Below are 17,607 nucleotides of genomic sequence, written 5' to 3'. Positions count from 1 at the left end.
GGCAATCATGACTGATACGACCTATGTGCACCGGGTGAAGCCTGGTGCACCCGGCAAACCTATTTTGTTCACCTTCCATGGCACGGGCGGTGACGAGAACCAGTTCTTCGATTTCGGCAGCCGCCTGCTGCCGGAAGCGACCATCGTCTCGCCGCGCGGCGACGTTTCGGAATATGGTGCGGCTCGCTTCTTCCGGCGCACGGGTGAGGGCGTCTACGACATGGCCGACCTTGCCCGCGCCACGGAGAAGATGGCCGCCTATGTCAAGAGCCTCGCCGTCGACCACGGGGCCTCGCAGGTGCTTGGCCTCGGCTTTTCCAACGGCGCGAATATTCTTGCCAATGTGCTGATCGAGCATGGCGATCTCTTCGACGCCGCCGTGCTGATGCACCCGCTGATTCCGTTCCAGCCGCGCGATAACGCCAAGCTCGACGGCGGCCGCGTGTTGATCACCGCCGGCGAACGCGACCCGATCTCGCCGGCGCCAGTGACCAAGGCATTGGCGGACTATTTCACGCGGCAGAACGCCGAGGTGACGCTCGATTGGCATCCAGGCGGCCATGATATCCGCCCGAATGAGATCGAGGCGATCCGGCGCTTCTTCGCGCCATATATAGACGTGTGAATGACATCGGGCGCGTGGCGGTTACCAGCCGCTATGCGCCCGGTCGGTTCCCGATGAGCTCGAGCATTGTCTTCGCCTGGACTTCGGCTGCGCGCAGTCCCGCTTGATCGATATAAGCGGACCCGCAGAAATCCTTGAGATTCACGGTATCGGTATTATCCAGTTCCGTGTGTCTCGAATTCACGATGACGATGCGCCAGGCGCAGCCAAGGATTTTGTCAGGCTGGACGGCGTTGTCGCAGCCGGTGCTCAGGCAAAGTGCGACATTTCGCTGGTTCTGGTAGCTTCCGGCGGTCGCAGCATCGTATTCGGTCTTCCATGTTTCGCGCGTATGGCGGCAATTGCCGGGATTGCTGCTTTGACTGCATTCCATCGCCGTGTCGATGTAGCTCGCCGCAGCCGGCCACAATGGAGCATCGACCAAGCTCACGCAGCCGCATGCAAACAGGCCTGCCAGCAATAGCTGCATTGATTCTCCCTCTGCCGTATATTCGATAACCTAAAGGCATTCGGAATATCTGCAAGGCATGAGCCGATGGTTTGGGGTCGCGACAGGCGTGGCTGTCCTGCAACCGCGACACCTCTTCTTGCGCCAGCGACATCTTGCGCTGCAGGCTTCGCTTGTCGGCTGTCACGGTGCTCGCTAATAGTCGAAGCCTAAAAGGTTCGGGAGGATTCGTCGTGACGCTGGCGGAGCAGCAGCAATATCGGCTGGGCGTGATCTATGTGGCGTTTTCGGCGCTGGCGTGGTCGATGTCCGGTCTGTTCGTGCGCTTGATCCATGCAGATTTGATGACCATCCTCTTTTGCCGCGGCATCGTCTCCGGCCTCGGTGTCTTCGCGCTGTTTTTGTATTTGGAGCGCGGCAGGGCCTGGCACATTCTTCGCTCGATGCGCTGGCCGTCGCTGGCAGCGACCGCGTTTTCCACCGCGTCCATGATCAGCGGCATCGGCTCGATCTATTACACCTCGGTCGCCGATGCGATGGTGATCTATGCGACAGTGCCCTTCGTTACCGCCGGCGTTGCCTATGTCTTCATCAAGGAGCGCCCGAGTATGGCGGCGCTCGTCGCCAGCGCCGTGGCACTCCTCGGCGTGCTCGTCATGCTCTCCGGCGAGGCGGGCGGCAGCGGTGGCTGGCTCGGCAAGGTCCTGGCCGGTGTCATGACGTTGACGGTTGCCGGTCTTGCGTTCGTGATGCGCCAGCATCGGGATGTGCCGATGCTGCCGGCGATGGCCTTGTCCGCCTGGCTCTGCTCCTTCATCACCTTCTGGTTCGCTTCGCCGACGATAGTATCGGGACATGATCTCGGCCTGATTATTGCTTTCGGTCTCATTCAGAACGCCATGGGTCTCAGCCTTTACACCTTCGGTTCGCGGCTGATCCCGGCTGCCGACGCCAGCCTGCTGACATCGCTGGAAGTGCCACTGACGCCTTTGTGGGTCTGGATATTCCTCGCCGAAGAGCCGTCGCAGGCAACGCTGATCGGCGGGCCGATCGTACTTGCTGCGCTCTTCGGCCATATTCTGCTGGAAGTGAGGCGAAACCGGGCGGTAGAGCCGGCGCAAGCGCTCTGAACGGCGGCCCGGCTGGCGGATTTGCGGCCGTGCCGCTGCCTTTTTGTGAGCACCCAATGGTCGCTATGAGACCTGCATCCGGCCTTTCGTTTGCGTATGAGGGGAAGAAGACGCAGGAAACGATGGGGAATTGTTTTTCTGTTTGTATATAGATTTTATAGAGAACTTCTTGCTCTTCAGGTGTGGGTTCTGAGAAACATCGTTGCTTGAGACGAGCGTCTCGACCCACTAGTTTTGCCAGGGTCCGGCGCAAACGGTGAGGATGATGGGAATGAACATGAAAACATCCGTGGCGATCGAGAAGGCGGTGCCTGTCGCCAATCCCGATGCGGTCAAATCCGAGTTCCGCAATGCCATGGCGCGGATGGCGGCGGCCGTCAGTATCGTGACGACCAATGGGCCGGCGGGGCTTGCTGGGTTTGCCGCGACGGCTGTCTGCAGTGTCTCAGACAGTCCGCCGACGCTGCTCGTCTGTCTCAACCGCACAGCTTCGGTTCACCCTGCCGTTGCGGAAAATGGCGTGCTCTGTGTCAACGTGCTTTCCGAGGGACATCAGGACCTGTCGCGGCTCTTCGGCGGCAAGACCCCGGTCGCCGAGCGTTTTGCCGCCGGCGAATGGTCGGAACTATCGACCGGCTCGCCAGCGTTAGAGGATGCGCTCGTCTCGTTCGACTGCCGCGTCGTGCATCGCGCCAATGGCGGCACGCACGATATCCTCATGTGCGAAGTCGATGCCATTCGTCAGCGCGACGGTGGGCAGGGGCTCATCTATTTCGACCGGGCCTATCATCCGGCGGGACTGGCCGAATAGGCCAGAAAGTCCTCAATCACCTTGATAACCTCTGCTGGACGTTCGCGATGTGGCGAATGTCCTGTCTTCGGAAGAATATGGAATGATCCGCGCCCTGTCGCGATCCGATGTGGGTGGGCAAGCGAACCATATTCATCCTGGTCGCCGTGAATGGCGATCACCGGACAAGGCAGTTGCTCAAGTGCTGCATCGAGATTCCATGCGGCGAATTCCGGAGCAAGCCAGGTCTCGATCCACGCACGCAGCACCCAATCAGCTTTGTCGCCGTGATATTTGGCAAGCCGGGCAATAGTTTCGACCGACGCAAATTCCTGTTGTGCGGTCCGGATGCCCTGCAGCGTCCTATCTTCCACGAAAGCCTGGGCGGCGATGGTAATCACGGCCTTGCACCCGGCAAACCTCGCTCCCGTTTCCACCGCCATGCCGCCGCCGACGCTGTGGCCGCAGGCGATAAATTCCCGAACCGCCAATTGATCGCAGAGAAGGGGTACGAAACGTTCGGTTTCCAAGGCAATGAAGTCGCGCTCCAAAGTTTCCGCGCGAGCATCGGAGCGGCCAAAGCCTAATCGGTCGTAGGCGATCACACGTCGCCCGAGAGAATGGGCCAGCAAAGATGGGAAATCTCTCCAGAGCGCCACGCATCCGAGAGAGTCATGAAACAGGATGATCGGCGGCTTGGAATTCGGATCGTGTGGCGCCCATGTTTTGGCGTAGAGGCGCCCGGCGGGGCTCTCTATCCAGTGCTCTGCCTCGACGATCTCTGCCATTTTTCCAGCCTGCCTAAAAGGTGGGGTTCACGCCAGAGTATGGCGAAGCCTCAATAGTTTTCCTGATACCACTCGACGAAGCGGCGCACGCCTTCTTCGACTTCGATTTGCGGTTTGAAGCCCGTCAAGGCCACCAGCAGGTCCGGAACGGCATAGGTATTGTGCACGTCGCCGGGCTGCATCGGCAGCATATGCCGGATCGCCTTCTTGCCGAGCATCGTTTCGATGGTCTCGACGAAGCTCATCAGCCCGACCGGCTGGCCGCCGCCGATATTGACGACGCGGAACGGTGCGTGTTTCGACAAGGTGTCGCCGATGGTTTCCGAGACGATGCGGTTGTCTTCCGACGGCACAACGCCGATCAGCCGGACGATGCCCTCGATGAGATCGTCGATATAGGTGAAATCGCGGCTCATCTTGCCTTCGCCATAGATCTCGATCGGCCGGTCGTTCCTGATGGCATCGACGAATTTGAACAGCGCCATGTCGGGACGGCCCCAGGGGCCGTAGACGGTAAAGAAACGGAAGGCGGTGGTCGGAATACGAAAGAGATGGGCGTAGCTGTGCGCCATTAGCTCCATGCTCTTCTTCGTCGCCGCATAGATCGTCATCTGCTCGTCGGCCTTGTCGCTCTCCGCGAAGGGGATCTTCTCGTTGGCGCCGTAGACCGATGACGTAGAGGCCAAGAGCAGGTGCTTCGGCTGCAGGCTTTTCGCCAGCTCCAGCACATTGAACGAACCGGTGACGTTAGAATCCACGTAGGAGCGCGGATTTTCCAGGCTGTAACGGACGCCCGCCTGGGCGGCGAGATGGACGATGACGTCAGGTTCCGCGAGTTCAGCGGCATGATCGAGTGCCGCCTTGTCTTCCAGCATGCCGGTGACGGCCTTGAACCCGTTGGAGCGGGCGAGGATTGCGGTGCGCTTTTCCTTGAGCCTGACGTCGTAATAAGGCGTCATGCCGTCGAAGCCGACGACGAAATGCCCGTCGTCGAGCAGACGCTTGGCGAGATGGAACCCAATGAACCCGGCGGTTCCGGTAATAAGATAACGCATTCGTCGGCCTTTGCTTACAGTTCGGCGCCGTTCATGGGTCTGCCGATACTGGTATAGGCAAACCCGTGCTTTGTGACCTCGTCATGGCGATAAATGTTTCTGAGGTCCACGAGAACGGGGGCTTTCATAACGGATTTCAGCCGGCCGAAGTCGAGCGCGCGGAACTGGTTCCATTCCGTAATGATGACCAGCGCATCGGCGCCGCGCGCCGCGCTATAGGCATCGTCGGCATAAGCGATGTTGTCGATGAGCTGGTGGGCATTGTCCATGCCTTCCGGATCGTAGCCGGTCACCGTGGCGCCGGCATCCTGCAGCGCCTGGATGATCGAGATCGCCGGGCTGTCGCGCATGTCGTCAGTGTTCGGCTTGAAGGTCAGGCCAAGCACGGCGATGCTCTTGCCCCTGATATCGCCGCCCATGGCCGCGATCACCTTGCGGCCCATGGCGCGCTTGCGGTTGTCGTTGATCGAGATCGTCGTCTCGATCAGCCGCACCGGGCTATCATAGTCCTGCGCGGTCTTGGCGAGCGCCAGCGTATCCTTCGGAAAGCAGGAGCCGCCATAGCCTGGGCCAGCATGCAGGAATTTCGAGCCGATGCGGCCATCGAGGCCAATCCCGCGCGAGACTTCCTGCACATTGGCGCCGACTTTTTCGCAGAGATCGGCCATCTCGTTGATGAAGGTGATCTTCATGGCAAGGAAGGCATTCGCTGCGTATTTGATCAGTTCCGAGGTGCGGCGAGCTGTGAAGAGCAGCGGCGCCTGGTTGAGATAAAGCGGCCGATAGACCTCGGTCATGACACCACGGGCGCGGTCATCGTTAAGGCCGATGACGATGCGGTCGGGGCGCTTGAAATCCTCAATCGCAGCGCCTTCGCGCAGGAATTCCGGATTGGAAACGACAGCGACATCGGCATCCGGATTGGTTTCGCGGATGATCCGCTCGACTTCATCGCCGGTGCCGACCGGCACGGTCGATTTGGTGACGATGACCGTGAAGCCCTTGATGTGCTGGGCGATCTCGCGGGCGGCGGCATAGACATAGGAGAGATCGGCATGACCGTCCCCACGGCGCGACGGCGTGCCGACGGCGATGAAGACGACGTCGCTTCTGGCAACGCTGGTTTCGACCTCGATCGAGAAGGAGAGGCGGCCAGCGCGGACATTGTCGGCGACCAATTGTTCAAGTCCGGGCTCGAAGATCGGGATTTCGCCCCGGCGCAACGCCTCGATCTTGCCGGCGTCCTTGTCGACGCAAATCACGTCATGACCGAAGTCGGCAAAGCAGACGCCGGACACAAGACCCACATAACCCGAACCGATCATCGTGATGTGCATGAAACTTCAATCCTTTTGCTAGCGCAGGGTTCAGCGCCGGAACGCGATCCCCGTCTTCTGCGGTTATACACAGGATCGCCGGTGCCGCCTATACGCGATGGTGCTTATCCCAGCGGTTGCAACAGAAGTGTCATACGCAGCGCCGTTCGCCAGCTTGTTTCGGCCCTGACGAGCGGCTTGTCTGCACGTCCGGGCATGCTAGACATTCCGGATAGACCTTCCAACGCAAAGGCAATTCCCCATGGTGCTCGATCTCATCGTCCGCAATGCCGGCCTTCCCGATGGCCGCGAGGGTCAGGACATCGCTATTGCCGGCGGCAAGATCGTGGCCGTTCAGCCGGGCATGGAGGGGGAGGCGGAACGCGTGATCGATGCCGATGGGCAACTGGTTTCGCCGCCGTTCATCGATTGCCATTTCCACATGGACGCGACGCTGTCGCTTGGCCTGCCGCGGCTGAACACGTCGGGCACGCTGCTGGAGGGCATCGCGCTATGGGGGGAGTTGAAGCCGCTGTTGACGCATGAGGCGGTGGCGGAGCGCGCTTTGCGCTATTGCGATCTTGCGGTGTCGCAAGGGTTGCTCGCCGTGCGGACCCATGTCGATATCTGCGACGATCGGCTGCTTGCCGTCGAAGCGTTGCTGGACGTGAAGAGAAAGGTCGCGCCCTATCTCGATCTGCAGCTTGTGGCCTTCCCGCAGGACGGCTACTTCCGCTCGCCGGCGGCGGCAGCGAATCTGGAGCGCTCTCTCGATCTCGGCGTCGATATCGTCGGCGGCATTCCGCATTTCGAGCGGACGATGGAGGACGGCGCGCGTTCCGTGCGTGCGCTCTGCGAGATCGCTGAAAAACGCGGTCTAATGGTCGACATGCATTGCGACGAGACCGACGATCCACTGTCGCGTCACATCGAGACCCTGGCTGCCGAGACGGTGAGGCTCGGGCTTCAGGGCAGGGTGGCCGGCTCGCACCTGACCTCGATGCATTCGATGGACAATTACTATGCCTCCAAACTCCTGCCACTGATTGCCGAGGCAGGCGTGCACGCGATCCCCAATCCGCTGATCAACATAGTTTTGCAGGGGCGGCATGATACCTATCCAAAGCGCCGCGGACTGACCCGGGTCAAGGAGATGCGCGAATTCGGCATCAATATCGCCTTCGGCCAGGATTGCTGCATGGATCCGTGGTATTCGCTCGGCGGCGCCGACATGCTGGATGTAGCGCATATGGGACTGCATGTGGGGCAATTGACGTCACGCGAAGCGATGCGGTTCTGTTTCGACGCGGTCACTGTCAACTCGGCCAAAGTGATGGGGCTCCATGGCTACGGGCTGGAGGTCGGCTGTAATGGCGATCTCGTCGTGCTGCAGGCTCGAAATCCGATCGAAGCCGTGCGGTTGCGTGCCGCAAGACTCTTTGTCATCAGGCGCGGCAAGGTGGTCAGTGAGACGCCGGCGCGGATCGCAAAACTATCGCTCGACGGCCGACCGCAATCGGTCGATCCGGCTGCCTACGCGCCCACCGAGAATTTAACCTATTAGCCATATCATCGCATATTGCTTGTGATTGCTATCGCATTGCAGCAAGATGAATTGGGCGCAATTGGTCCGGCGGGGACGGTGCGCAAGGGGCGTTTCAGGGCTGGTGCATGAAGTCAACTTTTGCCGTGCGTACAATGCGGGCTGGGGAATTGGAGCTCGCTCTCGAGTGGGCGCGGCAAGAGGGATGGAATCCCGGTGTCGATGACGCCCTTGCTTTTTGGGAGACGGATCCTTCCGGCTTCTTTATGGGTACGATCGGCGAAGTGCCGGTCGGCTGCATTTCCGTCGTGCGTTATGGCGAAAGCTTCGCCTTTCTCGGCCTCTACATGGTCCACCCCGAATTTCGCGGCAAGGGTTATGGCAAGGCGCTGTGGAAGAAGGGCATGGCATTCGCGGGCAATCGTACGATCGGTCTTGATGGCGTCGTGGCCGAGCAGGAAAATTACCGTCTCCGTGGCTTTGAAACGGCCTATCGCACCCTGCGCTATGGCGGCATCCCGAAAATGCCTGATGTAGCCGAGGCGAGTGCGGACGTCGGTCCGGTCACGCAGGACAAGCTCGAAGGTTTGCTGAGGTATGATGCCGCCATCTTTCCAGGGCTGCGTTATTCCTTCCTCACGGCCTGGTGCGGCGCGCCGGAAAAAAGAAAATCCGTCATGGTCGGCAGCGGAAGCAAGATTCGCGGCTATGGCACGATCCGGCGCTGTTTCGAGGGGTACAAGGTCGGTCCGCTGTTTGCAAACAGCCCCGATGTGGCGTCGGCTTTGCTGGCCAAGCTGGCGCCCGAGGCAAAGGGCCGGCCGGTATATTTGGACGTGCCCGCAGACAACACGGAAGCGATAGAGCTTGCCGAAGCTTTCGGGCTGTCGCCGGTGTTCGAAACAGCACGCATGTATCGTGGTGCAGCGCCCAAAATGCCACTCGACAGGGTTTTTGCCGTAACCACGCTTGAACTCGGCTAACTCCGTTTCCTTTCGCGTAGAGTGAGCGAGCTAATTTCCCCGCCTGGCCGAGCGCCATATTTGGCACGTGAACGCGCCCGATTGGAAAAATCCTGTTGGGCGCGCTGATTCGTCACGTAAAAAGCCGAATCTCCTGAGACAACAGGGTCGCTTTCCCAAAAACAAAGTTTTATAGATGCGCGGGTTTGAGCAAGGCGCGCCTTTGCGCGCAGGAAGCGGGAATGGAGAAATGACGAACGTAGTTGTGATCGGTTCGCAATGGGGTGACGAAGGCAAGGGCAAGATTGTCGACTGGCTTTCGGAACGTGCCGATGTGATTGTGCGCTTTCAGGGCGGGCACAATGCCGGTCATACGCTGGTTGTCGACGGTGTCAGCTATAAGCTCGCGCTGCTGCCTTCGGGGCTCGTCCGTGGCAAACTGAGCGTCATCGGCAATGGCGTCGTCGTCGATCCCCATCATTTCGTCGCGGAAGTCGAAAAGCTGCGCGCCCAGGGCATTGCAGTGACGCCCGACGTGCTGCGCATCGCCGAAAACGCTCCGCTGATTCTATCGCTGCATCGTGATCTTGATGCTCTGCGCGAAGATGCGGCCTCCAACAGCGGCACGAAGATCGGCACGACCCGCCGCGGCATCGGCCCGGCCTATGAAGACAAGGTTGGCCGCCGTGCCATTCGCGTTGTCGATCTCGCCGAGCCGGAAACGCTGCCGGTCAAGATCGACCGGTTGCTGACCCATCATAACGCGCTGCGCCGCGGCATGGGCCTCGATGAAATCTCCTTCGATGCGCTGCATAGCGAGCTTACCTCTGTTGCAGAGCATATTCTCCCCTATATCGATCAGGTCTGGCGGTTGCTCGACGAGCAGCGCAAGGCTGGCGCCCGCATCCTTTTCGAAGGTGCGCAGGGCGCATTGTTGGACAATGACCACGGCACCTATCCGTTCGTGACGTCGTCCAACACGGTCGCCGGCCAGGCAGCCGCCGGTTCCGGCCTCGGACCGACGGCGCTCGGCTATGTGCTCGGCATCACTAAGGCCTACACGACGCGCGTCGGCGAAGGACCGTTCCCGTGCGAACTGCATGACGAGATCGGCCGGCATTTGGCGACGGTTGGCCGCGAGGTCGGCGTCAACACCGGTCGTCCGCGCCGCTGCGGCTGGTTCGATGCAGTGCTGGTTCGCCAGACCGTAAAGACCTCCGGCATTACAGGCATCGCGCTGACCAAGCTTGACGTGCTCGACGGTCTCGACGAGCTGAAGATCTGCATCGGCTACAAACTGGACGGCAAGGAGATCGATTACCTGCCGGCGAGCCAAGCGGCGCAGACCCGAGTCGAGCCGATCTACATTACGCTCGAAGGCTGGAAAGAATCGACTGTCGGCGCGCGCAAATGGGCCGATTTGCCGGCGCAGGCGATCAAGTATGTCCGGCAGGTAGAAGAGCTGATCGGCGCGCCTGTGGCGCTGCTTTCGACCAGCCCGGAGCGCGAAGACACTATACTTGTGACCGATCCGTTTGAGGGCTAATGTCGCGGGTCAATGACGAATCCCGGTTCGGCCACGGGCCGGGCATCATGAGAAAGTACTGATGGCGGATTTTGTAGCAGTCATTCGCCGGGCCGTGGACGGCCTGGCCGATAACACTCCCGAGATGCGGGTCAAGGTTTACGAGCGGGCTCGTGGTGCCGTTCAGCGCCAGCTTGAGAGCATGAAGCCGCGGCCGCCGGAGGAGATGCTGCGCCGTCAGCTCGACAAGCTGGAAGCCGCGATCGTCGAGGTGGAAGCCGAACATGCGGAGGCATTGCCGCTGGCGGAAGAGCCCGTCGCGGAAGTGCCTTTGGTGCAGGAGGAGCCGCAACATGAGCCTGCCGAAGAGCATCATGTCGCGCAAGAACACCCTGTCGAGGAACCGGAGCCGGCTCCTGCGGAGGCTGACGCCTATGAAGAGCCTGCCGCTTACGAACCGCCGCACGAAGAGCAGGTCCAAGAAGAACCAATCCATCAGGAGCCCGTCCACCAGGAGCCTGCGTACGAGGAGCCTGTCTATGAGGAGCCCGTGCATGCTGAGCACCAGGCCGCAGACGAGCATCAGCCGGTAGAAGAATGGGTCGATGCGCCGCAGGAGCAAGCGCCTGCGGCTGTTTATCACCCTGAGCCCTATGAGGAGCCTGTCCAGGAACAGGCCCATAGGGAAGAACCGGAGCATTATGCGGAGGAGGTGCCGGCGGTTGCCGCCGAGCCTGTGCATGTGGCTCCGCAGACGCATGCAGCCCATCAGGCGCCTGCCGATGACGTCATGAGCCAGGTCGAGGAGATCTGGGCCGAGGTCGATGCGCCTGCAAAGCTGGCTCAACCCGAGCCGGTGGCGGCAGCCGTCATGCCCGCGGCCGCCTTTGCGCCGGCTGTCTTCGGCCATCCGGTGGAGCAGCCCGCCACGGCGAAAGCACCGGCAGGCGACAAGGCTTTTGCCTGGGATGCGGATGTTTTCGAGGAGCTGCAATCGGTGCCGGCGCCAGCCGCCAAGCCGGCGCAGCCCGCTCGGCAGATGCCGGACAACGCCTTTGACGATGTCGATCTGTTCGCCGATGTGCATTCTTCGCCCAAGGCAACGCCGAAGAACGATGTTTCCGACGATGGCTGGCGCGAACTCAAGGAGCTTGCCGGCTTCGACAAATTCGCCGAGGGTGAGCGCGGCGGCGGTTCCACTATTCCGCCGGATCCCAACCGGACCATGGCATCGAAGCTGCAGGGCAAGAGCTTCCGCATGGAGCCGAAGCGCCGCCGCTTTAGCGCGACCGGTATTGTCCTGACGCTCGTCGGTCTCGCGATCGTCGCCGGCGGCGCCTATGCCGCCTGGGTAAACCGTGAAGCGCTCAACAAAATGGTCGCCGACCTGATCAGTTCGGCGCCGAAGACGGCGACCGGCACGGCGCCTGCTCCCGCCACCGAGACGGCCAAGAACAATAATGCGGCCGCTCCAGCTACGAATGTACCTGCTGCTTCGACGCCGGGCGCGACCGCGCCTGCGGAAAACAACAATGCCACCGCACAGCCGCCGGCAGCGGGCAACACCAACGTCGCCTCGCTCGACAACGACCCAAATACGGTCAACACCAAGTTCACGCAGCGCTTGCTGGCGAACGGCACGGAAGAGGATAAGGGCCCGGCAGCGGGTGGGCAACCGGGCGTCGCCGAAGGCAAGTCCGTTGCCGAGCAGAATGTAGCCGCTGCTGCTCCGGCAAGGCCGGCAACGACGCCCGCCAATAACGCCAATGCCGCGCAGGCGCCCGCCGCGACCGCGCCGACCGCAACGCCGCCCTCAGCCGATCAGCAGGCATCCACTCCTGCCCAGCAAGCGCCTGCCACCCAGCAGCCGCCGGCCAGCCAACAGCAGACGGCGCCGGTAACGGATGGGCAGAAGGTGTTCCTCTATGAGGAGCGTCTCGGTCAGACGTCTCCGACGGCTTTCGAAGGCACGGTCACCTGGTCTTTGCAGGAAGGCAAGGGTGACGATGGCCGGCCGGAACCTTCCGTCCAGGGCGTCATCAATGTGCCTGAGCGCGGGCTGACGGCGACGATCACGGTGACGCGCAACAGCGATGCCTCATTGCCGGCAAGCCATTTGATTGAACTTGCCTTCCAGGTTCCCCCGAATTTCGAAGGTGGCGCCATCGACAGCGTGCAGCGCATTGCGCTCAAGTCGACCGAGCAGGATCGCGGCGACGCTCTGATCGCCGTGCCGGCCAAAGTAACCGACGACGTCTATATGGTCGCGCTCAACGATTTTCCGGATGCACGCAAGACCAATCTCGATCTCCTGAAAACCCGCAACTGGATGGACATTCCCGTCGTCTACCGCAACGGCCGTCGCGCCTTGCTGACCATGGAGAAGGGACCGAGCGGCACCGATGCGTTCAACAAGGCGATCGCCGAATGGCAGGCGCTTGGCGGTGTCGCTTCGAGCGGTCAGTAAAGCGGTTTCAAATCGCCGGAATCAAAAAAAGCGGGCCTTGCGGTCCGCCTTTTGTTTGGCTCTCATTCGAGAGCGGCCAATAGCCGACGCGTTAAGCCGTGGCGTCGACGACCCGCAATGCCTTGGCGCGTTCCAGGGCGTCCTTCTGCACGGCTTCCTGCACCTTCTCGAAGGCGCGGACTTCGATCTGGCGGACGCGTTCGCGGCTGATATCGAATTCGGCCGAAAGGTCTTCCAGCGTCACCGGGTCTTCTGCGAGACGGCGAGCCTCGAAGATGCGGCGTTCGCGGTCGTTCAAGACGCTCATGGCGCGTGCCAGCATGCGGCGGCGCGTATCAAGCTCGTCCTGCTCGATCAGCACGTCTTCCTGGCTGTCGTGATCGTCGACAAGCCAATCCTGCCACTGGCCGGAATCGCCCTCGGCCGCCTTGATCGGCGCGTTCAGCGAAGCGTCGCCCGAAAGGCGGCGGTTCATCGAAACGACCTCTTCCTCGGAGACCTTCAGCTTCGTAGCGATCTCAGCGACATGCTCCGGCTTCAGGTCGCCGTCATCGATGGCCTGGATGCGGCCCTTCAGCCGACGCAGATTGAAGAACAGACGTTTCTGATTGGCGGTCGTGCCCATCTTCACCAGCGACCACGAGCGCAGGATATATTCCTGGATCGAGGCCTTGATCCACCACATGGCGTAGGTTGCCAGCCGGAAGCCGCGTTCCGGGTCAAACTTCTTGACGGCCTGCATCAGGCCGACATTGCCTTCCGACACGACTTCGCCGATCGGCAAGCCGTAGCCGCGATATCCCATGGCAATCTTCGCCACGAGGCGCAGATGGCTGGTGACGAGCCTATGCGCAGCCTGACGGTCGGCATGTTCCGCATAGCGCTTGGCGAGCATGTACTCTTCCTGCGGCTCCAGCATGGGGAACTTGCGAATTTCGTCGAGATAGCGGTTGAGGCCGGCTTCACCGGCGGTAATGGACGGCAACGTATTACGGGTCATGAATGCACCCTCCTATTCGAGATCTGGCCCCTTCTGGAGACGTATTGCGCGCCTTTTACGAAGCAGACCAAGGCGTGCAGGTCGTGAAGACCCCGCACTAAACCAATACGTAGATAAGTACGGCAGAACAGTGATTCAAGAACGTAGTCACGCAAGAGTTACACGCGGCGCGACAGCAAGGTCCGCCGTAATGCTCGTCTCCAGGACTATCCGCCCGAACGCTCCGGTCCTTTGAGATTCAACCACTTCAGTCCCAAGAGGCGTTGCCTTTCGTACGACTGGGGGCGCGTACCGGAGATCGGTTTCACGACGTCATTATAAGCGGTTGTGAGGCGGGCGTCCAGCGGCAGCCGACCCCATTGTTTCCGGAGTGCGCCGCGTTTTCATCGCATAGTGGGCCGATTGCTCCGGCTGGGCTTTTTCAAAAGGCTCTGGATCGTCCCCTCAATCCCGCAACGCTTCGACCAGTTCTTCCATGTCATCCGGCAGCGGTGCTTCGAAGTGCATGACTTCGCCCGTGCGAGGGTGTTCGAACTGCAGGAGGTAGGCGTGGAGTGCCTGGCGGGGGAAGCGGTTGACCACCTGCTTCGCGGCATCCGGCAGCAGGTTCGCCTTGGTCTTGAAGCCGCCGCCATAGACGGCGTCGCCGAGCAGGGGGTGGCCGATATGGGCCATATGGACGCGGATCTGGTGGGTGCGGCCGGTTTCGAGATGGCAGTCGACGAGGGAGGCGAGCGCAGTCGCGTCCGGAGCCTCGTGAAAACGTTCCAGCACTTCATAATGCGTGATCGCCTCGTCGGCGTCCTGATTGCCCGGACGCTTGACGGCGCGTCGGGTCCGGTCGCCGGTGGCGCGGCCAAGCGGCGCGTCGATGGTCCCGATCAGTTGGCGGGGGCGGCCCCAGACAATCGCCTGATAGGCGCGTTCCAGCGACCTCGTACGGCCATGGTCGGCGAATTGCAGGGAAAGGTGACGATGGGCGACGTCGTTCTTGGCGACGACCATGACGCCGGTGGTGTCCTTGTCCAGCCGGTGGACGATGCCCGGCCTGCGCACACCGCCGATGCCGGAAAGGCTATCGCCACAATGATGGATCAGGGCGTTGACCAACGTACCCGTCCAATTGCCGGCGGCGGGGTGAACGACGAGGCCTGCGGGCTTTGCGATGACAATGACGTCGTCGTCCTCGTAAAGGACATCGAGCGGAATGTCTTCGCCCTGCGGCGTCGGGTCTTCGGGCTCTGGCAGCGTGATCTCATAGGTATCGCCGGGGCGTACCTTACGCTTGGCGTCGGTTACCGGGGCTCCGTTGAGCAGAACGGCGCTATCCTTGATCAGGGCCTGGATACGGCTGCGGGAAAATTCCTCGCCAACCTGCGCAGTCAGCCATGCGTCGAGCCGCCCTTCGGCTGTTTCATCGGCGGTTAGGACTTTTCTAATGCCCGCGGCTTCTTTAAAGGGGTCGCTCAAACGCATTTTCTCCGGCGCACAGGCGCTCTCTAGGGAATAGGACGCATCGATGACGAATCTCGAGCTAGACGATCAAGAGGAAAAGCCCCTCGATCCGGCCCTGGAAAATGTCCGACGCAAGATGGTACGCCTGCAGATCGTCTCGGCCGCCATCATGGTGGTGAGCCTTATGGCGGTGTTCGGCGCCGTTGTCTACAAGACGATGCGTCCCGCGCCGAAAGCGGCGGGCTCTGCTGCCTCGAATATTCCCTCCGATGCGCCGGTGGCAGTGACCGCAGCGCTGCCGCAGGGCTTTACCGTGCAGTCCACGGCGCTCTCCGGAAACCAGGTGCTGTTCTACGGCGCTCTCGCCAGTGGCCAGCGGCAAGCCGTCGTCTTCGACTACACTGTCGGTCGCATCGTTGCGACCATATCGCTTTCCAACTGACGGCTTTGGGATGACAGGCGACCGGCTGATCGAGATCACGCATTCCGATGATCCGCGTATCGCCGAATTCCGCAATATCCGCGACCGTGATCTCGTGGGTCGTGAGAACCGCTTCATTGCCGAAGGTACGGTGGTGCTGCGGCTTCTTGCCGAGGCACATGCGGCCGGCGGAGACTTCGTCGCCGAAAAAGTGCTGTTGCTGCGCAACCGCGCCGCGGGATTGGAAGAGATCATCGCGGCCTTTCCGCCTGACGTGCCGGTCTATGTCGCCGAGGCCTCGGTGCTGGACGGTATTGTCGGCTTTCATCTGCACCGCGGCGTGCTGGCGCTCGGCCGGCGTAAGGCAGAGCCGGACATCGGTGCCTTTCTCGACCGCTTGCCGGAGCAGGCTCTCGTTCTAGCGGGCTGCGGCATTTCCAATCATGATAATGTCGGCTCGATGTTCCGCAATGCCGCCGCGTTCGGGGCCGACGCGGTGCTGCTCGACGAAACCTGCTGCGATCCGTTGTATCGCAAGGCGCTGCGCGTCTCGGTCGGCTCAGTGCTGACTGTGCCCTATTGCCGCCAGTTGAACGATGCCGATCTGCTGACCGCGCTAGCGGAGCGCGGCTTTGCCATCTGGAGCCTGTCGCCGCGCGGCGCGGTCGATATTCGCGCCGTTCCGCCGGCCGATCGGATGGCGCTGGTGGTTGGCACTGAAGGGGCGGGGTTGCCGCAGGAGATACTATCGGCCTTCGGCAGCCTGCGGATACCGCAGGCGCCGGGCCTCGACAGCCTGAATGTGGCGACGGCGAGCGGCATCGCGCTTTTCGCGATGGCGTCATTGATCAAACGCGTCTGAAATTTCCGTCTTTGTATCGAGCGTTCATTACTGCTTGGGCAGCAGGGCGGCGGCGCGGTCGGCAAGGCTGATGCGTGCGCCTTGCTCGGCGGCGTTCGTCTCTTTTGGCAGGAGATCGAGGATCGGCGATTTGTCACCTTCTTTGAGGGCGGTCAGCGCCACCATGTTGGCAGCGATGTTGGCGATCTCTTCCCGCATGGCTTGATCATGCGAGGGCGATCGCGATTTGAGCAGGCGGTCGGAAAGGGCCGCGGCGCGGTTGCGCACCTCCTCCGTCATTTGAGCGATGTCGTCTTCCACATTGCGCTCCGATTCTGCTGCGTTGGCGTCATGATCGGCAACTTCCACGATTCTGGGTCCAACCGAGGGCTTCGAGCCGTTGGTCTGTTTCGCTGACGGAACAAGGCCGGCGGCCCGCAGCGCGCGGCTGGCTTCCTCCGCCTCGGCACTGGCCGTTTCCAGTTTTTCCTTCAGGCGCGCCACCTCATGAACGTGGCGTTCGATTGCAGTTTCCTTGTCGGCCTTGTCGGCGATCTCGCGGTCCAGGCGCTCTTCGAGCTGCTGGGCCTTGTCGCTTTCTTGGCCCAGGCGCAATTCTGCATCCTTGGCGCGGAGGCTTGCAAGGTTCAGGTCGTGGCGCAGCGTGTCCCGCTCGTCCCGCAACGTTTTGAGGCGAAGCTTCAGGCTTTCGATTTCGGTCTCACGGGTCGCCAGATCGATCTTCAGATTGTCCGCATCGGCGCCCATCTTGGTCATCCGCTTGCGCAAGCCGTCGATGTCGGCATCCTTCTCTGCGCCGACCTGTTCAGCAGTGTGAATGCCGGATTTGAGCTGGCTGATATAGCTTTCCTCTCGGCGCAGGCGGGAACGCAGTTCACCGGCTTCGACCTCGAGATCATCGATCCGGGTCCGCAATTCGGTATTTTCGGCGGCGAAGCGACCGGCCTCCTGCTGAAGTTTGCCGTTATGGATCTGCAGCGCGACGCTCTTTTCACGCTCCTGCGTCAGCGCCTGCTCCGTCTTGGCGTTTTCGGCTGCGAACAGGGCGCGCGCCATGTCCTTCTGGGCGCGCACCTCTTGCGGGCTCAGCGGCATGGTCGCTTTCAGCCGCTTTTCCGTGAACCAAACGATGCGGCGATGCACTGGGGGCGCGATAAGGAAGACCAGAAAGGTGGCGGTCAGAAAGCCCAATCCAAACAGCAGAGCGAATTCAATCACGG

The 17,607-nt window shown here is 61.3% G+C and carries 16 protein-coding genes; 9 read left to right on the top strand and 7 right to left on the bottom strand.

Annotation, left to right across the window (positions count from 1 at the left end):
- Positions 1 to 7 precede the first annotated feature (7 nt).
- The gene (locus K290_RS0110805) at positions 8 to 625 is read left to right on the top strand and encodes an alpha/beta hydrolase (RefSeq protein WP_028751944.1); all 618 of its coding nucleotides are present in this window, start codon (positions 8 to 10) and stop codon (positions 623 to 625) included.
- 31 nt (positions 626 to 656) lie between these two features.
- Here the strand turns inward: K290_RS0110805 and K290_RS0110800 are convergent, their stop codons facing one another.
- Complete coding sequence (locus K290_RS0110800; RefSeq protein WP_028751943.1) at positions 657 to 1,094, bottom strand: hypothetical protein; 438 nt, start codon at positions 1,092 to 1,094, stop codon at positions 657 to 659.
- Between the two features lie 212 nt (positions 1,095 to 1,306).
- Here K290_RS0110800 and K290_RS0110795 point away from each other — a divergent pair, with 212 nt between their 5' ends.
- Entirely contained in the window at positions 1,307 to 2,203 is an 897-nt protein-coding gene (locus tag K290_RS0110795) for a DMT family transporter (RefSeq protein ID WP_028751942.1), read from the top strand.
- A 271-nt stretch (positions 2,204 to 2,474) separates the two neighbouring features.
- The gene (locus tag K290_RS0110790) at positions 2,475 to 3,014 is read left to right on the top strand and encodes a flavin reductase (protein WP_028751941.1); all 540 of its coding nucleotides are present in this window, start codon (positions 2,475 to 2,477) and stop codon (positions 3,012 to 3,014) included.
- On the opposite strand, the gene K290_RS0110785 is transcribed toward K290_RS0110790, so the two are convergent.
- The 3 genes from K290_RS0110785 to K290_RS0110775 are packed head-to-tail and all read right to left on the bottom strand — an operon-like array spanning position 2,990 to position 6,173.
- A complete protein-coding gene (locus tag K290_RS0110785) occupies positions 2,990 to 3,781 on the bottom strand; it encodes an alpha/beta fold hydrolase (RefSeq protein WP_028751940.1) in 792 nt (263 codons plus the stop codon). The two genes, K290_RS0110790 and K290_RS0110785, sit on opposite strands and share 25 nt — an antisense overlap.
- Positions 3,782 to 3,831: 50 nt before the next feature.
- Positions 3,832 to 4,836 carry an NAD-dependent epimerase gene (locus K290_RS0110780; RefSeq protein WP_028751939.1) on the bottom strand — a complete coding sequence of 335 codons (1,005 nt, stop codon included), beginning with the start codon at positions 4,834 to 4,836 and terminating at the stop codon, positions 3,832 to 3,834.
- Between the two features lie 14 nt (positions 4,837 to 4,850).
- Positions 4,851 to 6,173, bottom strand: a complete 1,323-nt coding sequence (locus K290_RS0110775; RefSeq protein ID WP_028751938.1) for a UDP-glucose dehydrogenase family protein — start codon at positions 6,171 to 6,173, stop codon at positions 4,851 to 4,853.
- A 241-nt stretch (positions 6,174 to 6,414) separates the two neighbouring features.
- On the opposite strand from K290_RS0110775, the gene K290_RS0110770 reads away from it, so the two are divergent.
- The 4 genes from K290_RS0110770 to K290_RS0110755 all read left to right on the top strand — a co-directional run bounded on the left by K290_RS0110770 (position 6,415) and on the right by K290_RS0110755 (position 12,649).
- Positions 6,415 to 7,716 carry an amidohydrolase family protein gene (locus tag K290_RS0110770; protein WP_028751937.1) on the top strand — a complete coding sequence of 434 codons (1,302 nt, stop codon included), beginning with the start codon at positions 6,415 to 6,417 and terminating at the stop codon, positions 7,714 to 7,716.
- Between the two features lie 107 nt (positions 7,717 to 7,823).
- Complete coding sequence (locus tag K290_RS0110765; RefSeq protein WP_028751936.1) at positions 7,824 to 8,678, top strand: GNAT family N-acetyltransferase; 855 nt, start codon at positions 7,824 to 7,826, stop codon at positions 8,676 to 8,678.
- Between the two features lie 229 nt (positions 8,679 to 8,907).
- Positions 8,908 to 10,203: an adenylosuccinate synthase gene (locus K290_RS0110760; protein WP_028751935.1), complete on the top strand. Its 1,296-nt coding sequence runs from the start codon at positions 8,908 to 8,910 to the stop codon at positions 10,201 to 10,203.
- Between the two features lie 61 nt (positions 10,204 to 10,264).
- Complete coding sequence (locus K290_RS0110755; protein WP_028751934.1) at positions 10,265 to 12,649, top strand: hypothetical protein; 2,385 nt, start codon at positions 10,265 to 10,267, stop codon at positions 12,647 to 12,649.
- A gap of 91 nt (positions 12,650 to 12,740) precedes the next feature.
- Here the strand turns inward: K290_RS0110755 and rpoH are convergent, their stop codons facing one another.
- Positions 12,741 to 13,649 (bottom strand): RNA polymerase sigma factor RpoH, encoded by a 909-nt coding sequence (rpoH, locus tag K290_RS0110750; protein WP_028751933.1) that lies wholly within the window; start codon positions 13,647 to 13,649, stop codon positions 12,741 to 12,743.
- A 444-nt stretch (positions 13,650 to 14,093) separates the two neighbouring features.
- Positions 14,094 to 15,119, bottom strand: coding sequence for an RluA family pseudouridine synthase (locus K290_RS0110745; protein WP_028751932.1), 1,026 nt, complete (start codon positions 15,117 to 15,119; stop codon positions 14,094 to 14,096).
- 49 nt (positions 15,120 to 15,168) lie between these two features.
- Between K290_RS0110745 and K290_RS0110740 the strand changes: the two genes are divergently transcribed.
- Both K290_RS0110740 and K290_RS0110735 read left to right on the top strand, forming a co-directional pair.
- A complete protein-coding gene (locus tag K290_RS0110740) occupies positions 15,169 to 15,546 on the top strand; it encodes a hypothetical protein (protein WP_028751931.1) in 378 nt (125 codons plus the stop codon).
- A 10-nt stretch (positions 15,547 to 15,556) separates the two neighbouring features.
- Positions 15,557 to 16,387 carry a TrmH family RNA methyltransferase gene (locus K290_RS0110735; protein ID WP_028751930.1) on the top strand — a complete coding sequence of 277 codons (831 nt, stop codon included), beginning with the start codon at positions 15,557 to 15,559 and terminating at the stop codon, positions 16,385 to 16,387.
- 27 nt (positions 16,388 to 16,414) lie between these two features.
- On the opposite strand, the gene K290_RS0110730 is transcribed toward K290_RS0110735, so the two are convergent.
- Entirely contained in the window at positions 16,415 to 17,605 is a 1,191-nt protein-coding gene (locus K290_RS0110730) for a hypothetical protein (RefSeq protein WP_028751929.1), read from the bottom strand.
- Positions 17,606 to 17,607: the final 2 nt, after the last annotated feature.

The sequence above is a fragment of the Rhizobium leucaenae USDA 9039 genome, from assembly GCF_000426285.1.
Taxonomy (GTDB): domain Bacteria; phylum Pseudomonadota; class Alphaproteobacteria; order Rhizobiales; family Rhizobiaceae; genus Rhizobium; species Rhizobium leucaenae.
This window is presented reverse-complemented; position numbering and strand designations above follow the sequence as displayed.

Bases quoted from the DNA above. Each gene is read 5' to 3' on its own strand.
- K290_RS0110740 (WP_028751931.1), top strand. From the start codon at position 15,169: ATGACGAATCTCGAGCTAGACGATCAAGAGGAAAAGCCCCTCGATCCG.
- K290_RS0110765 (WP_028751936.1), top strand. From the start codon at position 7,824: ATGAAGTCAACTTTTGCCGTGCGTACAATGCGGGCTGGGGAATTGGAG.
- K290_RS0110790 (WP_028751941.1), top strand. From the start codon at position 2,475: ATGAACATGAAAACATCCGTGGCGATCGAGAAGGCGGTGCCTGTCGCC.
- K290_RS0110805 (WP_028751944.1), top strand. From the start codon at position 8: ATGACTGATACGACCTATGTGCACCGGGTGAAGCCTGGTGCACCCGGC.
- K290_RS0110755 (WP_028751934.1), top strand. From the start codon at position 10,265: ATGGCGGATTTTGTAGCAGTCATTCGCCGGGCCGTGGACGGCCTGGCC.
- K290_RS0110735 (WP_028751930.1), top strand. From the start codon at position 15,557: ATGACAGGCGACCGGCTGATCGAGATCACGCATTCCGATGATCCGCGT.
- K290_RS0110760 (WP_028751935.1), top strand. From the start codon at position 8,908: ATGACGAACGTAGTTGTGATCGGTTCGCAATGGGGTGACGAAGGCAAG.
- rpoH (WP_028751933.1), bottom strand. From the start codon at position 13,649: ATGACCCGTAATACGTTGCCGTCCATTACCGCCGGTGAAGCCGGCCTC.
- K290_RS0110800 (WP_028751943.1), bottom strand. From the start codon at position 1,094: ATGCAGCTATTGCTGGCAGGCCTGTTTGCATGCGGCTGCGTGAGCTTG.
- K290_RS0110785 (WP_028751940.1), bottom strand. From the start codon at position 3,781: ATGGCAGAGATCGTCGAGGCAGAGCACTGGATAGAGAGCCCCGCCGGG.
- K290_RS0110780 (WP_028751939.1), bottom strand. From the start codon at position 4,836: ATGCGTTATCTTATTACCGGAACCGCCGGGTTCATTGGGTTCCATCTC.
- K290_RS0110770 (WP_028751937.1), top strand. From the start codon at position 6,415: ATGGTGCTCGATCTCATCGTCCGCAATGCCGGCCTTCCCGATGGCCGC.
- K290_RS0110775 (WP_028751938.1), bottom strand. From the start codon at position 6,173: ATGCACATCACGATGATCGGTTCGGGTTATGTGGGTCTTGTGTCCGGC.